This is a genomic window from Gemmiger formicilis (genome assembly GCF_900167555.1).
In the GTDB taxonomy this organism is placed as follows: Bacteria; Bacillota; Clostridia; order Oscillospirales; family Ruminococcaceae; genus Gemmiger; species Gemmiger formicilis.
Map to the genome: position 1 here is coordinate 1 of NZ_FUYF01000027.1, position 18493 is coordinate 18493.

The window sequence follows — 18493 nt, forward strand, 5'->3', positions numbered from 1 at the left end:
ATCACGCGTCCCGTGCGCAGGTCAAGCTGGCGCTCACGCCGTGCGCCCAGCATATCATTGACGAACTCCTGCGCCTGATATTCCACCAGCGCGGCGACTTCTTCCCCGTAGCTGCTCCCCTGCCCCTGCAAGAGAATGGCATCCACATCGGTTTCTTCCAGCAGTACATCCAAATCTGAACTTGCCTTGGAGCGGATACGGTTGTACAGCAGAATCACGCCGTTTTCCAGTGAATCACAGGTGGACAGGTCGGCGCGGCCATTCTTCAACAGCAGATAGTCCGCCGTGAAACCGCCCACATCCAGAATCAGCGCACGCGGCACGGTTGCCAGCTCGCCCAGCATCATGGCCGCCGCTGCAAATGCCTGCGGATAGCACTGCACATCGCGGATCAGGATACTGTACAACTTGTCACGGTAGGAGAAGTAGATGGGGTCCTTGCGCTTGAAGTAGCGCACGAACGCTTTGTTCTGTGCGCCGAAGTGTGCGGGCGGCAGACCGATGGCAAGGTCAATGGGCATCAACCCGGAGGTATACGCGCCCTGCGCTTCGATTTCCTCCGCGATGGCAAACAGCGACAGAATAAAGAAACGCTCGTCTGTGGTTTTGTCCTTCTGGTACGGGATGCGCTGTGCGGACAGCGTATAGTAACTGCCGCCGTATTTCAGTACGTCCCTACCGTAAGGTCTGGTTTTGCTTTTCTGTACACCGGAAACAATGGCGTTTCCGTGGACAGTTTTGACCTGTTTGTTGCCGTGGTCGATAGCAATAAGCATAACATCAGCTCCTTTCGATGCTTATATTTACCTTATACGTTTTGAATACGTCATTTCCCAACAAATTTACGCATTATTTTTTCTTGTACGCAATGATGCGCATTATTTATTTGTTTGCATTTCCCTGACGGGTGCGCTATAATGGGCAAAGTAAGTAAAAACACAGGAGTCCGTCATGAATAAAACGCTTGAAATCAGTGCCATGCAGTATGATTTTCATACCTTGCTGAAAGTTTCCGATATATGCGGCCTTACCGGCGAAATCGGCTTCCATGATACAGACACAGGCTACCTCGTCAGCTTTCCCGATGACGACGGCAAAGCCGACCAGCGGATGGCCGAGTATAAAAAGCGGCTTGTCGATCTTGAAAACAACATCTGGAATCGGTAATTTGTGACCCGCCGGGGAAAATTCAATATAATTAAAGGAATAGCCCCTTCTGCTGAAATCGCATCAGCGGAAGGGGCTGTTATTATGATTTATCGGTATTTCTAACCTCTTATATGATCTTCTTCATCTTGTCGACATTTTGCGCCAATCTGCCGCATCAAGGACAATGTCGGTAATGAACGTAGCAATATTCAAGAAGAATGCCAGTATAATAGAGGATATCGCAAACTGCCAATATTGGCTTTCCAGAGCGATGGCATTTTGACAGGTGCAGTGAGTTCCCGTCCCAGTAAGCAACAAATTGTACCTGATCATATTTTTTTGTCATTCTGCAAAGTTCAGCGGCGTAAAGTCTGTACTGCCTGCCAGCAGGTCGTCCAGCGCTATGACGCCGTAGACGTCCCAGTTCATCGGCCGGGTGTAGGTCGTGCCGTCCTTGTCCACGTCGTGTACCGTGCCGGTTTTGGTGTCGTAGGCGGCCAGCACGCGGCCCTGCTGAGCGTCCAGGATGCGGATATTCCGCACGTCCTTGCCAGGCACATAGCGCTGCTGTGTCAGCTCTGTCTTGACGCCGTTGCGGCAGAAATACTGGCGGGTCGTGTTGTCGCCCGTGCCGTTGCCGTTTTCATCGCAGCCGCACTCGTCCACCCACACCAGCCAGCCATCGGCAAAGCCGGTCAGGGAGTAGTAGCACTCCCACCCTGCGCGGGTTGTGGGAAAGCCGTCTGCTACGGGGGTAAAGCTATCTGCTGCCGCGTTCAGATAACCGACCTCCCCGCTCTGGTAGTTGCAGTTGGCAAGGCCGCTGCGGCTGCCCTCGGTCAGGATTTGGTAGTCGTTTCGGTAGCTGATCAGGTCGCGCTTTTCCATACCGTCCCCTGTCACAAACACCGTGCCCGCATCGCGCTCATAGCGCTGCTGCGGTGTACAGCTCCCATTGGCCAGATCCACTGTGCAAATCTGCATAGCCTTGGTCAGCGCATCGTTCGACTGTATCATCTTGGCAAAGGTCATCTGTTGACCGCCTACTTCCAACAGCGTGTACATTTCGGGGGCATACTCCCCTGTCCCGTCAGGCAGATCGTCCCATGTGCAGATTTTCTGTGCCTGACCGCCGGTCTTATCCACAGCCCACAGCGTCTGGCGGCGGTTATCATCGGTCAGCACACTGTAATAGAGGTTCGCATCATCCACAGCCACGCCGCGCCCCACAACGGACAAACCTGGCTCCACCTCCGCCAGCAAAATCCGCTCCGTGTGGTCGGAATTGATTCTTTCCCAGCGATAATAGCTGGTTTCATCGTTATAATAAAACGCCAACAGATACACTTCATCCCCATCGCCGTAGCAGAGCGTCACGTTGCCGTCGCTCCACGCGGGGCAGGCTGCGCTGTCATGGGCGCAGCCGGGCAGATTGCAGACAGGGCGCGCATCGCCAGTCTGCTCGTCGATGGCATAGATCAGCGCACGACCCATCGTGTCGGTATAGTTGATTTCACAGTCGTTGAACGCCTGATAATACACGCCGTCCGCAGCGGCGGTCAGCAGCCGCAGGGTGCCGCTGCCGATGCTTTGCAGCTGCTCGGCGGGGGCTGCTGCGGCTTCCGTGGCCGCAGTCGGTGTCGGCGTGCTGTCCGCTGCGGTCTGTCCGCAGGCTGTCAGGGCCAGCGCCAGCGCGGCAGTGATAGCAAGATATTTCTTCATGATATTTCCTCCCCGTATTGCGTGTTCAGTGCGGCAAAGGTCTGCGGCGTCATGCTGGCGGCGGAGAGCGTCACGCTGTACCCGCTGGCGTTCGCCACGGCGTAGACCTGCGCAGTCTCACTGTAGCCTGCTGCGCCGAAATCCCGCACGGCTGTGCCCCAGTCCGGGTACTGCCAGTCGGTAAACTCGTCCAGCCCCAGCAGGGCGCAATACTGCGCCACAGCGTCATCAGCAAGCGTATCACCCTGTCCTAAATCGTTCTGATAGTTAAAATACAGCGGTGCATCGTCATCAGAAAGAATCAGCTGGATATACACATGCTCGGTATCCGCGCCTGTGTAGATCTCTTCCGGGCTGCGCACCAGCTGCGTCAGGCCGCAGGGCGCAGTGTACAGCTCCCAGCTGCCGTAGTCCAGACGGCAGACCGAGAGTGCAGCGGCATAGCTGTCATCGCACAGCAGCCCGGCCTCGTGCAGGGCGCGCAGCGTCCGGCGGGCGCGGGCCAGTGCACTGCCGTCCATCGTGCCCGCCGTCCAGCCGCCGTCCCAGACGCTGTTGCTGCCGAGCGGCACCTTCGTCACATGCTCGGCGGCGTAGAGGGTGCAGGCTGTGGCATTGGCCCGCCCGGCTGCCGAAAAGCGCTCCCCGTCCGTGCGGATGTGGGGCGCTGCCAGCAGTGCGCGGTCCCACAGGGCGAACACCGCCAGCGGCAGCGCCAGACTGCACAGCACCACAGCAGCGCAGCGCAGGAAGGGGCGCAGCGTATCAGCTTTGTGTGTCATTGTCAGCCTCCCTTTCGCTCGGCAGCACCTCCGGCACGGCGATGGTCACAGTCGTGCCGACATGCTCGGTGCTGGTGATTTCCAGCTTTGCCCCGTGTGCCCCGGCAATGCGGGCGCAGAGTGCCAGCCCGATGCCGCTGCCGCCTGCGGCCCGGCTGCGGGACTTGTCCACCATGTAAAATGCCTCGGTCACGCGGGGCAGATCGGCGGCGGGGATGCCGCAGCCCGTATCCGTCACGGTGAAAACCACCTGCCCGGCGCGGCGCTCACACCGCAGGGTGATGGCTGCACCCTCGATGCCCTGACAGGCTCGCTGGGCATTGAGGGTCAGGTTGCGCAGCATATCCACCCACAGGCTGCGGTCTACCTGCACCACGCACCCCGCGCTGATGACACGCGGCACGGGCGTACTGCCCTGCGGCAGGCTGCGCACGGTCTGCAGCAAAAGCCCGGCATCCTGACAGGGCACCAGCTCCAGCGCCCCGGCCTGATCCAGCCCCATCAGCGCCAGCAGACTGCGGCTCAGGTTTTCCAGTCGCTGGGTCTCGTGGTAGATGTAGCCCGCTGCCTCCCGCTGGGTCTCGGTGTCATCGGGCCGGGCGCGCATCAGGTCAGCATAGCCGAGCATCGCGGTCATCGGGGTCTTGACCTCGTGCGTAAATGCCGCAATAAAGTCCTGCTGGCTCTGCGTTGTTTTTGATAATTCGTTGATCTTGCCTTCCACCGCTGCGGCCATTGCATCAAAGCTGCGGCTCAGCGCGCCGATTTCATCATCGGTCTTGACCTGAGTACGCTGGGTGTACTCACCATCGGCAATTTTCTCGCTGGCCGTCTGCAGCGCAGTCAGCGGGCGGGTCACGCGGCGGCTGAACAGCACAGCTGCCCCGCCGCCCAATACCAGCAGCGCCGCCGATGCCGCCAGCCACGCCCGCAGCTGGGCGTCACGGGTGGCGAACACCGCGCTCACATCGTAGGCGCAGAGCATATCGGCCCGCACGCCGGGCAGGTCCAGCGGCTGGGTCAGCAGCAGATACCACCGCCCGGCCGCCCGGGTCAGCTGCCAGGCGTTTTCGCCGTTCGTCAGGGCCTGCTTCAGTGCGGTGCGCGGCAGGGCCGCAGGCAGGCCGGAGTAGAGCGTATACGCACCGTCCAGCCAGAGTGCCATGCTGCTGCCCGCATCGGCGGTCTGCTCGGCATACTGCTGGGCCGCGGACGCCAAAATGTAATTTTCAAACTGCGCACTGTCCGTGGCCTGAAAGATGATGCGTTCAAGCGCGTATTTTTCTTTTTCCTGCTGGGCCTGCAGGGCCGTGCGGGTGCTGGCCAGACTGCCGGAAAAACTCTGCCCTGTCAGCAGCAGCCCCGCCGCACCCAGCGCGCAAGACAGCAGCGCAATGCAGCCCAGAGATAGCTTGGTTGCAAATTTCATGACTGTTTCCTCATACCAGATCGCGGCCCTGCAGCGTCACCTGCACCCAATCCTGACTGCCCGCCAGATAGTCCTTAACCGAAATGATACCGTACTCTCCGCGGCAGGTGGTAAAGCTGTAAGGTGCGCCGTCCGTGCCGATGTCATTTGTCGTGTAGTAGATTTCGCCGTATTTCACTAGCAGCATCGTGTCGCTGGCTGCCACAATAAACGGGCTGCGCTCCACCGTCTGATCCTTGAGCCATGTGGTCGGCAGCGGGGTGTAGACGCCGGTCTCAGGGTTCAGCAGCCCCTCGCTGTCATCGCGCACCGTCACAGGGATCCAGCCGTCCAGCCTTGCGCCTTCCACGACACCGTATAATACTCCCTGCAGGTCAAGCTGTCGGGTTTGGGCTGTGCCTGCAGTCAGGTCAAATTTTGTCACCAGCCCCGATTCGTTCAGCAGATAGGCCGCACCGTTGTGGACAAGCTGGACATTGCCCTCACTGCCGCCCCATGTCATGTCGGTGTCGGTCATGTTGCCCGCCGTATCCAGCAGACAGATGTTTTTCGTCTGCTCGTTCCGCGCCTGCTCGTCGGCGGCCAGCCATGCGCGCAGTTCCTCATCCGTGGCGGCCTCTCCGGCCGGGTTCAAGGGCTGCTGCTGATAGCCTGCGCTGTGCTGCAAAACGATTTTGTCCTGCCAGCAGCCTAAGGCGAAATAGTCCTCGCCGTCCGGTATGCTACGGGTAAAGAAGCACGCTGCACCGCCCTCATCCAGACGAAAAGCGGAATATTCGTCATAGCTGCGCACAAATATATACAGTGCTGTGCCATCCGTGTACCAGATAAAGGCATTGGTCAAATCGGGCAGGTCATCCCCCTCGGCCACACGGCGGCGGTCACTGCCGTCCAGATTGCTCACATCCAGATAGGCGCTGTCACTCTCATTGTGGCGGCCATCCACAAGCCAGTAAAGGTGGTCACCCACGGGCAGCAGCATGGCTTTCGGCACGCAGCCGTTACGGATGGCCGTCATGTAGGCCGGGCAGCTTTCATCCGCATGGCTGCAGCCGAGCTTTTTGCAGAGAATACGCTGCTCGCCCGTTGAAAAATCAATCGTTGTGGCGAAGTATTGCCCGGCATCGTCAATGTTCATCGCGCTGTAGACGGCATCCCGGCCCACCGCCGCGCCCCAGGTCGTGTAAATGGGTGTAAGTGTGTCCTGCACGGCGGGTGTTTCTGTGGTGGGCTCTGCAGTCTGCGCGGGCGGGGTGGCTGTCTCGGTGGTCGTGCCTGCAGGCATATTCTGCGGCGCGGCCGTGCAGGCCGTCAGCGCCAGCGCCAGCAGACAGGCGGTCAGCCTTGTGGTGTGTTTCATGGTGGTTATCCCCCTTTGTTTGTTGTACCCCCAGCATAGTGCAGGATTGTTTCCGGTTGGTTACAGCTTCGTCACGGGCGGGTTACATTTTATTCTTTTTATTCCTTTTCCAGCATATACCCGATTTGCCGCACGCTGCGCAGGCGGTCGCCAAGGTTCAGCTTGCGGCGCAGGCGGGCAATGTGGGTGTCAAGCGTGCGGGTGTCACAGCCCGTGCCGTCATCGCCCCAGACGGTTTCGTACAGATAATCCCGGTACAGCGCCCGGCCGCGGTTGCGCAAAAACAAGAGAAGTAAGTCATATTCCTTGCGGGTCAGGTGCATTTCCTCCTCACCGCGCAGCACACGGCAGGCCGCAGCGTCCACTGTGTACTCCCACATCGTATAGACGGCGGTGCTGCGCCCGGCGCGCCGCAGCACGCTTTCCACCCGGGCCACCAGCTCAGTGGGGGCAAACGGCTTGACAATATAATCATCCGCGCCACTGTTCAGCCCGCGCACCCGCTCGGCCACAGCGTCCTTCGCCGTGATGAAGATGCAGGGCGTGCCCGTGGGCCGCAGGTACGCCAGCAGATCGTACCCGTCCAGATGGGGCATCATCACATCGAGCAGCACCAGATCATAGCGGTTCTTTTCCAGCAAATTTGCCGCCGCACGGCTGTCGGTCACGGCCTGGCAGCGGTAACCCGCCTCCGTCAGGATGCGCCGCACCAGCATGGCAATGGCGGCTTCATCGTCCACAATCAAAATCGGATTCATTCAACAATCCCCCTTTATAATCCCTATTGTACAACAGAATGTTACATTTCGGTGAACTTTTAGCCAAAATTTACAAACCCATTTTTGCAAGTTACTTTGCCATGTCACACGTGAGCATAAAGTAATAGCCCCTTCTGCTGAAATCACATCAGCGGAAGGGGCTGTCCTTTTAACCTATGTGGTTTTCTTCATTTTTCCAACATTTTACGCCGATCTGCCACATCAATGACAAGCCCGGTAATAAAGGCGGCAATATCCAAGAAGAACGCCAATACAAGAGAAAATGCTGCCAGCTGCCAATATGGGCTTCCCAGATAAATCAGTGCCTGATCAACAGGGTTATGCTCTGAAATATAGAGGCGCTGTGCATCGTCCAGCTTATCAAGGGCATCTGCACGGTCATACTCCTGCCCGCTGTCACTGACAGGCAGACCACTGATTGTTGCCTTCAGACGCTCATTTTTCTCTGTCCATAGGGGCTCCCAGTTTTCCGTATCCTGTGCAGTGTCTGCCGTCATGCTGTCAATCTGGTTTTGCAGCGCGTCACCTGATGATTTCAGGACTGCGTAATCCTGTACCTTGCGGATAAAACTGTCCATATCATTCAATAATGTCTGAAAATCCGCATCCAATCCACTGTCCTGTGCGGCTTGCAGCTGTTCAAACACAGTGCGTGCCTGCTGTTCAATAGCTTCCGTATCCACATCTGTCTGGAGCAGCGCACTTTGGATACTACGCAGCGCCTGACCTGTCTGCACGGAGGCTGCATTTCCGGCAATTCCCAGCACACCTGCGTATCGTTGCAGGATTCCCTGCGCCTGCTGATAATCCTGTAAGTCCTGTTGTTGCTGATTTACCGTATCCTGCAAGTTACTCAATCGGGATGCCGCACTGTTATAGGCACTCTGCAAAGCGTTAGTATTACTTCCATACGGCGCATTTCGCAACGCACTTGCTGCGCTGGTTTGCGCATCTGCTGCTGCCGTCAAGGCGTCCTGCGTCTGGCTTATCTGCTGCGTCAGCTGTTCGATGCGGGTTTCCACCTGTTCGGTAAGCTGTGTTAGTGCTGCGGCAGCCTGTTCGCGCACGCCGGAGGATGTTCCCTCCTGCGTGGCGATCTGCATTGCTTGGATTGCCGAAGCAATTTCATTATTTGCCGCAAAGTCCGCATTATCGGCGTAGCTTGCCTTGTCCGCTGTCAGATCCAAGCCGGAAGGATTCTGTGTTGTTTCGGTATCGGCGGTCTTGCTGGCAGTGTACAGAGCCGCCACCTCGCCGCCCAGGGTTTCCCGCAGTGCATCACTGCTGATTTGTACAAATTCATCCGCTTTGTATAGTTCGTTTCGGTACACGGACTGAACCAACAGGCGGCTTTCGGTCTGCCAGCTTTTTTCATAGACCGTGCCAACGATAAAAACATAGCTGAACCACGAGGAGCAGAACAAGACCACGCCGCTGAGCGCCAGCACGCAGATTTTCCCGCGCAGACTATGTATCCAGCGCCAGAAGGTCGGCAAGTAAAAGTTCAGTCCCAGCAGGATGCTTTGTATGGCAAACGAGGCAAGATTTGCCTGCCACGCCTGTGAAAACACATAGTCCCGCATGCCCTGTGCGGTACTCCACCAAGAAACGATTGCCAACAATACTGTGGCAAGGCGCAGCAGTGTCAAAATCATTCCCTGCGAGTTTGTGGCTTTTGGTTTTAGCTGTCCCCCTACTTTTTGTAGGCGATTCCAAACATTGGTTTCGCTTGCTCCTGTTTCTTGCTCAACCGTTGGTTGCAACACTGCCTGTATCAACAGCGAAATTCCTTGAACAACTGCTACCAGTACCCACATACCGCAGAGACTGTTCATAAAGATTCCCGTATCGCTCAAAGGGGTGGGAATTCCCGCTACGCAGGTATTGAACACAAATGCCATCAGTGTAATAAACCCTGCCGCGGCGATCGCCACGGATTTTTCTGTGCTTTTTTCCCCACGCAAAAGACCTACATAGCTGAAGAAATTCAGTACCAACAGCAAAATGTTCACGGTGACCACGCCGGATGGATTGGAAGAAGCCATCTGCTGGCACAGCAAAACCACCGCCGCAGTCAATGGAGGCAAAAGAAAAGATTGTCGTTTCCAGAAGCCGCCTTTATCCGATTTGTTCTCCATCATTATGCCCCCTCGCGCTCTGATTATTTCCTGTACACTTTATATAATTAGCATACCATAGCTTTCTGCATTTGCACAACGGGTCGCCATAAATTTTACATCCGCTTCGCATGATTGGCAAGATACTGCACCGAACTCTAACCAAGTTATATATTTGCACCACTTCACAAAAGGTCCTCTTTCACAGCGAAAGAGGACCTTTTGTTTACTTACATCCCAGTATTTCCAACGCCCTTGACAGGGGCATCACTTTCTGGCACTTGGCCTCTTGGGAATCATATCCTGCTTTCTTACCGTCCGGCATCACCGCTATGGCGTTTTCTGTCAGTATGGCCGCTTTCAATTTAGGAACATAGCGATGTACCTTCCCCTGCCGGTCAATCTTGGCGTGAGGCATGATAAGTTCCGCTGTTCCCAGCTTGATTTTTGCTTCTTTCGGCAGCGGCGAAAGCCACTTGTAGGTTTCTCGCTCAAAAGCGGTATCCCACATAGAGTACTGGTACGCTCTTCCACCGAAGAAGCCATCCTGCCGTTCACGATATTCAAAATGTTCTGTCTGCTGCGTTACCATCTGCGCCACACGGGCGGCGTTCAGTTCCATCTCCTCTAAGCAGATGTACTCATGCCGCTGATGTTCGAAATAGTACCCGCAGCTGATATTGACCGCCGCAGTTTCCAGATACGGCGCAATGTAGGATATGTCACTGCACGAACCTTCTGCTGTCTCGAACCCGAACGAGGTGACGAAATCCTCAAACTCCGGGTTATCGCAGCGGTAAAACACAGCATCATTGCTGCCGCGGCGGTCAAGTTCTACGATGTAGTTTACCTGTGGCTGCAAAGGACCTCCTGTAAATTTCTTTGCACCTATGCAGCCGATTTCTTCGTCCTCACAGAACAGCACATGACAGTTTGCTGTGTGCAGGATCTGCAAAATCATCCAGACACCACAGCGGTCATCACCGCCGATTCCCTGCGGTGACATGGCTACTGTCCCGTCTGCCGAATAGCATATCTGCTCAACAGGCTGCCTGTGAACCGTGTCCATGTGGGCCACCAGCATCACAGGGATTGCTCCCTCGGCATACAGGTAGCCGGGTTTATCGGTGACGGGGTAGCCCCTGCTTTTCAACTCAGCTTTCAGCGTCCTTTTCAATTCCATCTGCGGCAGGCGCAGAATGGTTTCAAATGTCAATTCTTGCATGGATTCCTCCTTTATGCGGCAAGACCGCTCATCTGGTTCGGGCAGAAGCGATTGGCACCGATGGAAAGGCAGTCACTATGGATTGTGCAGTTTCCGCATACGCCAACAACCTGCTCATAGCAGGCAGGGCAAATTCCGCGCTGCTCGCCGGAACGGGCAATTCCGATACGCGGCATACCGATAAACTCCTCTCCGCAGGCAGTGCAGCGATAACTGCATTCCTTACAGTAAAAGTGGTTATCAATATATCGCCCATATCCATGCACCGTTTTACCACAGCCTTTGCAAACAAACATACTGCCGCATTCTGTACAGCGTATCGAGCGGTGGTTCTTCTGTTCCCCGCCGCAGCAGACGCAGCGAGCCACCGAGCCAATCGTCATTTTGCCATAGTCAGTCTCCCCTTTCAGCAGAGATACTACCGCATACCCATACTCATAGTCGGGATAGTGGTTGCTGTCCGCCGCAGACTCGCAGTAAGGTTCGGTATCTTTTCCACGCTTAAGTGACCACAGGTTCGGCTTGTCAAGGCATGTTGCGATTGCCTGCTGGACGATGCTGCGATACAATGTCTTTTGGTCCTCCAAATCTGTAGGATACAATCGGGATTGCAGCAGAACATTATCCTTATAGCAGAAAATCTCTCGCGTGATGCGCGGGGCTGTATGGAAGTCCTGCGTGTACTCGTCACTGACCGTGAAGAAAATCATGCTGACAGCATCCCCCATATAGGACTGGCAGCCGCCGCGGTAACCGCCGCCTTCTAAGCAATGGCAGGAACTCCAAGTGTTGTCACGGTTGGACATTTCGAGAAAATCACAGGGGTGGATTGACAGCACTGCGGTTTTCTCGATATGCGCCGGGTTCAGGGCATCTGCCAGCCGCGCAAACAGCGCGTTGTATGGCTTGATCGTGCGCGTATAGCGGTTATCCGGTTCGCCAGCTTCTGCTTCTTCCTCGATTTGGTCGAGATGAAATTTCAGGCAGAGCCGATTGATGATACGGCTTGCCTTTTGCCCCGGTGCGCACTTGATACCGCCGTACTGCCGAATCGTGTCCAAGCGGTACTCGTTTGGTATCCGGGCATAGTCTGCGGTTGCTGCGCGCAGGGCTACTTCAAAGTTCTCGTACACCGTATCATCCGTGCAGGCCCTGCGGCCCAGTTCCAGTATGGCGGCGCGTGTTTCATCTACGGTAATGCGGTCAATTTCCCGGCGCTCCTCCACGCGGAACACGATTGCCAGTTCCTTCTCGTTCCATAGCGGATGCTTGCGCAGGAGCTGCAAAAGCCCCTGCTTCTGTTCATACCACTGTGTAAGGTTCGCCGCGACTCCTTCCTCCGAAAACGGCTTTTGATACTTGTGCATGACCTCGTAAAATTGCTGTTTGAGTTCATCCATCATTGTGATTTCACCTTTCTTGCATTTCTATTTTTAACGCCGGGCGGCGCCAAACCAAAACAAAAAAGCGAGAACAACTTTTCTTCGCTGCAAACAGCAGTACAAAAAATCATTCTCGCTTTATGCGGGGCTGCCCCCGTCAGATAAAAAATGCCCGCAATGCACAGACCAAACGGTCAGCGGCATTGCAGGCACAAAGTACAAAAATAACAACGTGTGTCAGTGCAAATTGCTTTGCAGGACACATAAATCACTTACATCAGTATGATACCATAATTTGCAGAAAACGTCAATTTACTGCCGGGGATATTTCATGGTATACTACCACAAAAGTGGTGCCACACACTATGGCAGATATTGAATATGACAACGAAGCATTTTTCCAAGAATATGCTAAGATGACCCGCAGCCAACGGGGGCTTGCCGACGCGTGCGAGTGGCACATGCTGCAGCCTCTGTTCCCAGATTTGCAGTGCAAGCGTGTTTTGGATTTAGGCTGCTGCTATGGCTGGCACTGTAAGTATGCTGTGGAGCAGGGCGCGGCACAGGTGTTGGGCATCGGCATCAGCCACAAAATGCTGGATGAATCCCAAAAGCGCAATGCAGATCCGAAAATTGAATACCGCCTTTGCAGCATTGCGGATTACGATTACCCTGCCGCCGCGTGGGATTGCGTAGTTTCCAATCTGGCGCTGTACTACATTGCCGATTTAGACCGTGTGTTTGCCAATGTGCATCGGACGCTGAAATCTGGCGGGACGTTCCTTTTTTATATAGAGCATCCCTCATTCACTGCTGGTGTACATCAAGGCTGGGTTTATGGTACGAACGGTCGGCTGCTGTACTGGCCCATCGACAACTACTTTCTGCCCGGTGAGCGTGTCACTAACTTTTTAGGCTGCGAGATCCGCAAGCAGCACCACACACTAACGCAGATTCTTATGGGCTTACTGCGCATCGGGTTTGTGCTGGAGGCTGTAGAGGAAGCCGAGCCGCCCGCCAACATGATGGACTTGCCCGGTATGAAAGACGAACTGCGCCGCCCAATGCTGCTGGTGAAAGCAACAGAGGAAAAAAATATAAAATATAATTGTCTCCGATTTACATCACATGACGTGAGTGCAAGTCGGAGACAATTTCAGCTTTTTATGTTTTCAAATTGTTAATGCCGTCATTTTTTGAGACTTTCCCTGCTGTGTTTTTTTGAATACATGGTTTCCATTTTATATCTCATGTGGCTTTGCTTCACACGACACGCCATTTCCATGTAGCTTTTTCAAAAGTACTGCTTTCATCTGCGATCCGGTGATTTCATCTTCGTTGCTTGTAGTTTAAAGTTCCATCGCATAGGTACGACCCAGTACATCTCCACTTTTATTGACGGCATATGCTTCTGTGCTCTTACCTGGCTACCGAAAAGCAATCAACAAAGAAACGCCTATATCAATTAATGCTTTACAGAAATTTTCTTCCGTCCCGCCATTGTTCTCATGCATCAAGTATTTCCACGTTTCATTTCCCCAGCGCAAGTACATCTCCGAGGTAATACTATCACTTACAATCTCATATTTGCCAATCTCTTCTTCGATATTAAGATTGTTTTCTTGTACCGACACGGCTTCGGCATTTGCTCGATATACTTCAATCTTTAGAGTTTTTTTCTCATTGTAATAACTAATACTCATTCGAAGCAAATGATCATATGTTGTTTCATCTGCTTGTTTGTAAATACTATTCAATTCAGCCCCCTCTGGAATTGAAGTAGACACTTGAATTGATGGTGTGGGCTTATAATCTAACGATGCCACTTGAAATTTGTAATCGCCAATCGAATCAGGAAAAGTGATATCCGGGTATTTTTCATGTAGAAGTTGTGCATCTGTTTGTTCAACCGCACCACACACTGTCACAAACTTATCTCCATATGCAAAAGTATAAAATTCATCAATTGCCAGTTCTTTTTCATTGCATATTTGTTTTGCCTCAGCAATAATTGCAGGTAATTCCTTTAATTCGTCCACCGTTACGTGTTCCTGTGACCCATTAGATGTTTTTTCACCTTCAATTTCAACATATTCCTCACCGACACAGTTTGATGTGTTTTCAACAAGCTCCTCATTGGAACATGCTGTCAACAAAGTCAACATGCACAAAAAAGCACAACATATTTTTAGCAATCCCCATTCAAATGTCTTCACCTTAATACACCTCCCCTGTAAGTAGGCATTGCGTTTTTGAACCTGTTATTTCCTGCGATAAAATTCGACAGTACAGATAAAGCCTAAGAGCCTCCTTTCATGGCTTTATAGATTTTAGCATTTCTATTATTTTTTCAGCTTCGTCCACATCATATATTTCTGTTTCACGATAAAATCGATAGCAAGACTGATCTGTTACCCAATAAATTGCCGCTTTAGAGATAATATCTTCTGGCTGAATACTATTTACCGATTCCTTTAATGCAATTGCATTCCGAAGTTCATCTCGGTCAATTTCCGAAAGAAGATTCCCGTCTTCATCTGTAAATTCATGTTCAACCGATGCAAAACTGTACTGTGTTACAACAAAGCTTTTTTGCTCTGTCTTATAGCCTTTACCTATTCCCGTATGAATTTTTCCAGAATAGGTAACACGAATACGACTATATCCTATTTCTGCATTCTCATCAAGCTCCTCTACACTATAATCGCTGCTGGGAACTTGAATCTGCATTTTCTCATAGTTGCTTGAATCAGGGGCATTCCTAACCGTCAGCCAAACACTCCCACGATTCATATTCCAGCTCAGTTCTGGCCATAACGCCACCGCTGCTGTTGCAAATAGAAAAACCGCCGCAACGACTGCCGCTGCCATGTAAACACTTTTATATCTTTTTTTACTAATCTTAAGATTTGGCCCAGTCACTGGTTTTACTTCGATTGCATGAAATGCTTCCAATTCTTCTTTTTGCATATCTTCGCATACCGCAATCAATAACTCATCAAACTTATTCTTCACAGTATAATACCTTCTTTCTCTAACACCGCTTTGAGCATTTTTCTCGTTCTCCATGCTCGCTGTCGCACTGTATTGGGAGAGATGTCAAGTAATGCTGCTATTTGTGTGCTGGTATATCCTTGACCATACTGTAATTGAATAATAGACCGATCTGTCTCGCTTAGATTTCTCAAACTGTTCTTTATTTTTCTACTTACCTCTCTGCTCTCTACAATCTCATGTGGTGATGGTGAAGTGTCCGGGATAGAATTCAATATACTATCTTCAATCGGTTCAGGATTTCCCCTTCGCATGATGTTGTAGGCCGCATGACGGACAGTAATAAGTATAAGATGCTCAAGTTTTTCCTCACTCGACGTATCAAGTTGCTTGGCTTTATGCAATCTAATCCATCCTTCTTGTACCGCATCTTGGGCAAGAGACGAATCATGTAGAATGGCAGTGGTCATTGCACATAGGCGGGCATAGTTTTTTGTGAAAATCTGTTCCACTTTATATTTTTGTTCCATGTTACCGCTCCCATTACTTGACTTTGCAAAGGCCTTTCACTACTATAACACCATAACTTACTAAAGTGTTATGCATTTTCATGATTTTTTCTATAAACATTAAAATCAATACACACCTCTCGTTACTCACTAAATAAAAATCTCCAACTTACGCGGTTGTATCGTGTAGATTGGCGGTTCTCGCATAAAAATAATTACCTTCGACTTGCACTCACGCGATGCAGTGCAACCCGAAGGTGATTTTTCTTTTATATAATTTTACTTCGCCCGGCGCGCTAATTCCATGTGGCTTTTCAAAAGGGCTTCTTTCATCTGTACACCAGTGATTTTGTCTTCACACCATGCGTTTGAAAGCTCTATCGCATAGCTGCGAACCGGTACGCCTTCAATTTTATTGACTGCATCTGCCACATGTACTGCCCGTTTACGTTGTGCTATTTTCTGTGGTTCCATAGGGGGCCTCTCCAATGTGTTCGTTATAGTCGCACCTTTTTTCGTTATCTAATTTACTTTGATGGACTATTCTACGTCATATTTACCATATAATACTTTTTCGTTTGCAAAAATATTGTTTCCGTCCAGATAAAGATACGGCTCTTCCTTCTCTGCAAATCCATTGATAGCTATGAAACCAATTTTCTTGACCGTGAGTTCTTTGATTTCTTCCACTTGCTGAACCTCACGATGAATTTCATCAAGGGGCATCGGCTGGGCATAATATTTTGCTTCGTAAATCTCATATCCGTCTGCAAATTCCAGGGCGACATCAAACTCACCATTCTTTCGATGGGCGGGGTCGTCATAGTAATAGCTGCCAATATTGCGTACCCCCTTCATTTTACCGGAACGAACCTGAAGGCTGAAATAGTCGCGGCAGATACCCTCAAATCGGCGAGAGATAAAATCCGTCAAGGCTGGCGCTATATACTCATCATAGAATGCTTCGGCCCCCAAGACTTGCAGGGCACTGGCGTTCTTATAGATAAAGGTAAAGTAAAACCGCAGCAGATTGTCGTTGATTTCAAAAGTAGACTTTTTATTATCGCCAATCTTGTTGATGGGGCTATTGCGTGCGATGATTTCAAGGTCAATCAGCGATTTTATTTGTTTAGAGAGGTTGCCGGTCTTTTTGACATCCAGCTTATCTTCAATTTCTGTATACCTCTTCTTCCCGTTTCCAATAACCGAGAAGATCCGCTCGGCATTGATTTTGACAGAATAATCCGACAACAGCAGTTGGTTGGCATAGAGATAGACAGCACTCATAGGGTTGAGAATCGTACTGATAATATTTTTCCGAATTGTAGCCCTAGGTTGCAGCGCTTGATTAACAAAAGGTGATCCACCAAAGACGGCATAGTGCGCCGCTTTATCATAGGGGGGCTTGTCGGGATAGAATTTTGCAGCTTCCAGATAGTTCAGCTCATTGAGCTTGATCGTTACGGCAAAACGGCCATACAGGGCATTCTTTTCCTGCAACGTGTCTTTCATCATACCGATGTGGGAGCCGGAGAGGATGAGTTCAATATTGACCAGACGATTGTCAATGATGTTTTGGAAGATGGAATCGACAGTTGCGGAGTCATTCATTGCTTTAAGATAGGGATACTCATCAATAACGGCGACGATTTTCTCCGGAAGGGCGTTCAGATACGCGAACACATCCTGTAAGGTACCAAAATTTAATGGCACAGGTAGGATTTTTGCTCGGACCAATTCCTGCACAAACCCGCTGATGTTGTCTTGCATTGTACCTTTCAGGCACTCAAAGTAAACCGTCCGATAGCTGCTCGATTTCAGTGCTTTCTGAATCAGGGTGGTCTTGCCAACTCGACGTTTGCCATAGACCATCACTGCTTTTCCAATATAGTCTTGCTGTAGGAGCGCCAGCTCTTTCTCACGGCCAATAAACATATCGTGCCTCCAAAATCGTTGAATTGTAATTCATTGAATCTCATTTCAACATTATTGTAGCATCAACTCTATGCAAAAGCAAGTGCCAAAATGAAAAAGCAGTATTCTTTCTTCCAAACAAAAAGCCTCCACCCTACGCGCAATGCCGCGTAAGGTGGAGGCTGTCTCATATCAGATGGTTGTTTTTCTTGGTGGGTGAGTTTTTCATCCTCAACCCCAGCCAGCTTTCCAATGTCTGCAAGTCGCTGAACAGAATATCATAGACCTCATCACTTACCAACGGCGTATGGGCTTCATACGCCGCGCGGCAGCGGTTCAAGCGTTCTGTTAGTTCCCGCAGCTTGGCTATGAAAGCGGCTTTCTCTTGCCATTCCTCAGTTTTCATTTGCTTTTGGGGGCACAGTGGCCGAAGTTCAGTTCATTGATCACCGACAGGATGGTTTCATCGTCATCCCAATCGGCAGAAAACGCTGTCGGCGCATAGGTGCCATCCAGCATGACCATCACTCTCCCCTGCTCAATGCGCAGAGTCACATCCTTGCGCCGGGCGCAGACGATGGCGAGATTTCCTATTTGCTTCATAAGGTGAGCACTTCCTTTCTTACGCGGTCTGCAAAGCCATAGGCAGCACCTTGCGGCTCCACAGGTCAACAAACTTTTTCACTTCTTTCGTAGGGTCACTGTTGCGTTCGCCACGGATTTGTACAATTTTGCCGTTGCTGACTTCTACCGTTACAAACGGCTTTTCCGGTTCTTCTACACGGCGGACAAATACAATCAGGCATTTTTTCGCTGCCACTCGCTCAATATAGGTGCCGACACAGTGGTGCAAAGCCTGTCCTTCTGTGATGAGGTCATCGGTTTGCTTGGGGCAGACAATTTGCAGTTTCTTTGAAGTGAGGTTAGCCTTTTCTGCCAAATGCTCATATACTTCACGAAATGCACGCTTTGTTTGCTCGTCCCTACACTTCTTAATGTATCGGCTCAACTCGTCATGGGCCTCATTGCAGTGTTTGGGAAACAAAACCTGACTGCTTTTCATATCATAATTCTGTTCTTGACACATTTGCAGATAGTCGCTGTAAGTCGAGATTGCTTCTTCCATCGGGG

General features: G+C 51.6%; 19 protein-coding genes. 2 read left to right on the forward strand and 17 right to left on the reverse strand.

Features of this window, described 5'->3' with window-relative positions; genetic code table 11:
* Positions 1-776 (reverse strand): ParM/StbA family protein (locus B5D32_RS13120; protein ID WP_078785438.1); only part of this gene is annotated, 776 nt, incomplete at its 3' end.
* Positions 777-951: 175 nt separating this feature from the next.
* Here B5D32_RS13120 and B5D32_RS13125 point away from each other — a divergent pair.
* Entirely contained in the window at positions 952-1167 is a 216-nt protein-coding gene (locus B5D32_RS13125) for a hypothetical protein (protein WP_078785439.1), read from the forward strand.
* Positions 1168-1491: 324 nt separating this feature from the next.
* Here B5D32_RS13125 and B5D32_RS13130 read toward each other — a convergent pair whose 3' ends face one another.
* The 8 genes from B5D32_RS13130 to B5D32_RS13165 form a co-directional block, all read right to left on the reverse strand.
* Positions 1492-2871, reverse strand: a complete 1380-nt coding sequence (locus B5D32_RS13130; RefSeq protein WP_078785440.1) for a hypothetical protein — start codon at positions 2869-2871, stop codon at positions 1492-1494.
* Complete coding sequence (locus B5D32_RS13135) at positions 2868-3653, reverse strand: hypothetical protein (protein WP_078785441.1); 786 nt, start codon at positions 3651-3653, stop codon at positions 2868-2870. The genes B5D32_RS13130 and B5D32_RS13135 overlap by 4 nt, the downstream gene beginning before the upstream one ends.
* Complete coding sequence (locus B5D32_RS13140) at positions 3637-5082, reverse strand: sensor histidine kinase (RefSeq protein WP_078785442.1); 1446 nt, start codon at positions 5080-5082, stop codon at positions 3637-3639. The genes B5D32_RS13135 and B5D32_RS13140 overlap by 17 nt, the downstream gene beginning before the upstream one ends.
* Positions 5083-5092: 10 nt before the next feature.
* A complete protein-coding gene (locus tag B5D32_RS13145; protein ID WP_078785443.1) occupies positions 5093-6442 on the reverse strand; it encodes a hypothetical protein in 1350 nt (449 codons plus the stop codon).
* A 98-nt stretch (positions 6443-6540) separates the two neighbouring features.
* Positions 6541-7200, reverse strand: a complete 660-nt coding sequence (locus tag B5D32_RS13150) for a response regulator transcription factor (RefSeq protein WP_078785444.1) — start codon at positions 7198-7200, stop codon at positions 6541-6543.
* 188 nt (positions 7201-7388) lie between these two features.
* Positions 7389-9362: a hypothetical protein gene (locus B5D32_RS13155; protein ID WP_143402767.1), complete on the reverse strand. Its 1974-nt coding sequence runs from the start codon at positions 9360-9362 to the stop codon at positions 7389-7391.
* A 202-nt stretch (positions 9363-9564) separates the two neighbouring features.
* A complete protein-coding gene (locus B5D32_RS13160; protein WP_078785446.1) occupies positions 9565-10563 on the reverse strand; it encodes a M28 family peptidase in 999 nt (332 codons plus the stop codon).
* A gap of 11 nt (positions 10564-10574) precedes the next feature.
* Positions 10575-11966: a hypothetical protein gene (locus B5D32_RS13165; RefSeq protein WP_078785447.1), complete on the reverse strand. Its 1392-nt coding sequence runs from the start codon at positions 11964-11966 to the stop codon at positions 10575-10577.
* Between the two features lie 344 nt (positions 11967-12310).
* Here B5D32_RS13165 and B5D32_RS13170 point away from each other — a divergent pair, with 344 nt between their 5' ends.
* Positions 12311-13129: a class I SAM-dependent methyltransferase gene (locus tag B5D32_RS13170; protein WP_078785448.1), complete on the forward strand. Its 819-nt coding sequence runs from the start codon at positions 12311-12313 to the stop codon at positions 13127-13129.
* A gap of 243 nt (positions 13130-13372) precedes the next feature.
* On the opposite strand, the gene B5D32_RS13175 is transcribed toward B5D32_RS13170, so the two are convergent.
* The 8 genes from B5D32_RS13175 to B5D32_RS13205 all read right to left on the reverse strand — a co-directional run.
* On the reverse strand, positions 13373-14161 hold the full coding sequence (locus tag B5D32_RS13175; RefSeq protein ID WP_143402768.1) for a hypothetical protein: 789 nt from the start codon (positions 14159-14161) through the stop codon (positions 13373-13375).
* 97 nt (positions 14162-14258) lie between these two features.
* A complete protein-coding gene (locus B5D32_RS13180) occupies positions 14259-14960 on the reverse strand; it encodes a hypothetical protein (RefSeq protein ID WP_078785450.1) in 702 nt (233 codons plus the stop codon).
* Positions 14957-15469, reverse strand: coding sequence for an RNA polymerase sigma factor (locus B5D32_RS13185; protein ID WP_078785451.1), 513 nt, complete (start codon positions 15467-15469; stop codon positions 14957-14959). Before B5D32_RS13185 ends, B5D32_RS13180 begins: the two co-directional genes overlap by 4 nt.
* A 258-nt stretch (positions 15470-15727) precedes the next feature.
* Positions 15728-15922, reverse strand: coding sequence for an antitoxin VbhA family protein (locus tag B5D32_RS15030; protein WP_143402769.1), 195 nt, complete (start codon positions 15920-15922; stop codon positions 15728-15730).
* Positions 15923-15988: 66 nt separating this feature from the next.
* The gene (locus B5D32_RS13190; RefSeq protein WP_078785452.1) at positions 15989-17383 is read right to left on the reverse strand and encodes an ATP-binding protein; all 1395 of its coding nucleotides are present in this window, start codon (positions 17381-17383) and stop codon (positions 15989-15991) included.
* Positions 17384-17549: 166 nt separating this feature from the next.
* A complete protein-coding gene (locus B5D32_RS13195; RefSeq protein WP_078785453.1) occupies positions 17550-17768 on the reverse strand; it encodes a DNA ligase LigA-related protein in 219 nt (72 codons plus the stop codon).
* Positions 17765-17965, reverse strand: coding sequence for a hypothetical protein (locus B5D32_RS13200; protein ID WP_078785454.1), 201 nt, complete (start codon positions 17963-17965; stop codon positions 17765-17767). Before B5D32_RS13200 ends, B5D32_RS13195 begins: the two co-directional genes overlap by 4 nt.
* A gap of 19 nt (positions 17966-17984) precedes the next feature.
* A partial coding sequence (locus B5D32_RS13205; RefSeq protein WP_200805194.1) for a PcfJ domain-containing protein occupies positions 17985-18493 on the reverse strand: 509 nt, incomplete at its 5' end.

Bases quoted from the DNA above. Each gene is read 5' to 3' on its own strand.
- B5D32_RS13125 (WP_078785439.1), top strand. From the start codon at position 952: ATGAATAAAACGCTTGAAATCAGTGCCATGCAGTATGATTTTCATACC.
- B5D32_RS13130 (WP_078785440.1), bottom strand. From the start codon at position 2,871: ATGAAGAAATATCTTGCTATCACTGCCGCGCTGGCGCTGGCCCTGACA.
- B5D32_RS13135 (WP_078785441.1), bottom strand. From the start codon at position 3,653: ATGACACACAAAGCTGATACGCTGCGCCCCTTCCTGCGCTGCGCTGCT.
- B5D32_RS13140 (WP_078785442.1), bottom strand. From the start codon at position 5,082: ATGAAATTTGCAACCAAGCTATCTCTGGGCTGCATTGCGCTGCTGTCT.
- B5D32_RS13145 (WP_078785443.1), bottom strand. From the start codon at position 6,442: ATGAAACACACCACAAGGCTGACCGCCTGTCTGCTGGCGCTGGCGCTG.
- B5D32_RS13150 (WP_078785444.1), bottom strand. From the start codon at position 7,200: ATGAATCCGATTTTGATTGTGGACGATGAAGCCGCCATTGCCATGCTG.
- B5D32_RS13155 (WP_143402767.1), bottom strand. From the start codon at position 9,362: ATGATGGAGAACAAATCGGATAAAGGCGGCTTCTGGAAACGACAATCT.
- B5D32_RS13160 (WP_078785446.1), bottom strand. From the start codon at position 10,563: ATGCAAGAATTGACATTTGAAACCATTCTGCGCCTGCCGCAGATGGAA.
- B5D32_RS13165 (WP_078785447.1), bottom strand. From the start codon at position 11,966: ATGATGGATGAACTCAAACAGCAATTTTACGAGGTCATGCACAAGTAT.
- B5D32_RS13170 (WP_078785448.1), top strand. From the start codon at position 12,311: ATGGCAGATATTGAATATGACAACGAAGCATTTTTCCAAGAATATGCT.
- B5D32_RS13185 (WP_078785451.1), bottom strand. From the start codon at position 15,469: ATGGAACAAAAATATAAAGTGGAACAGATTTTCACAAAAAACTATGCC.
- B5D32_RS15030 (WP_143402769.1), bottom strand. From the start codon at position 15,922: ATGGAACCACAGAAAATAGCACAACGTAAACGGGCAGTACATGTGGCA.
- B5D32_RS13190 (WP_078785452.1), bottom strand. From the start codon at position 17,383: ATGTTTATTGGCCGTGAGAAAGAGCTGGCGCTCCTACAGCAAGACTAT.
- B5D32_RS13195 (WP_078785453.1), bottom strand. From the start codon at position 17,768: ATGAAAACTGAGGAATGGCAAGAGAAAGCCGCTTTCATAGCCAAGCTG.
- B5D32_RS13200 (WP_078785454.1), bottom strand. From the start codon at position 17,965: ATGAAGCAAATAGGAAATCTCGCCATCGTCTGCGCCCGGCGCAAGGAT.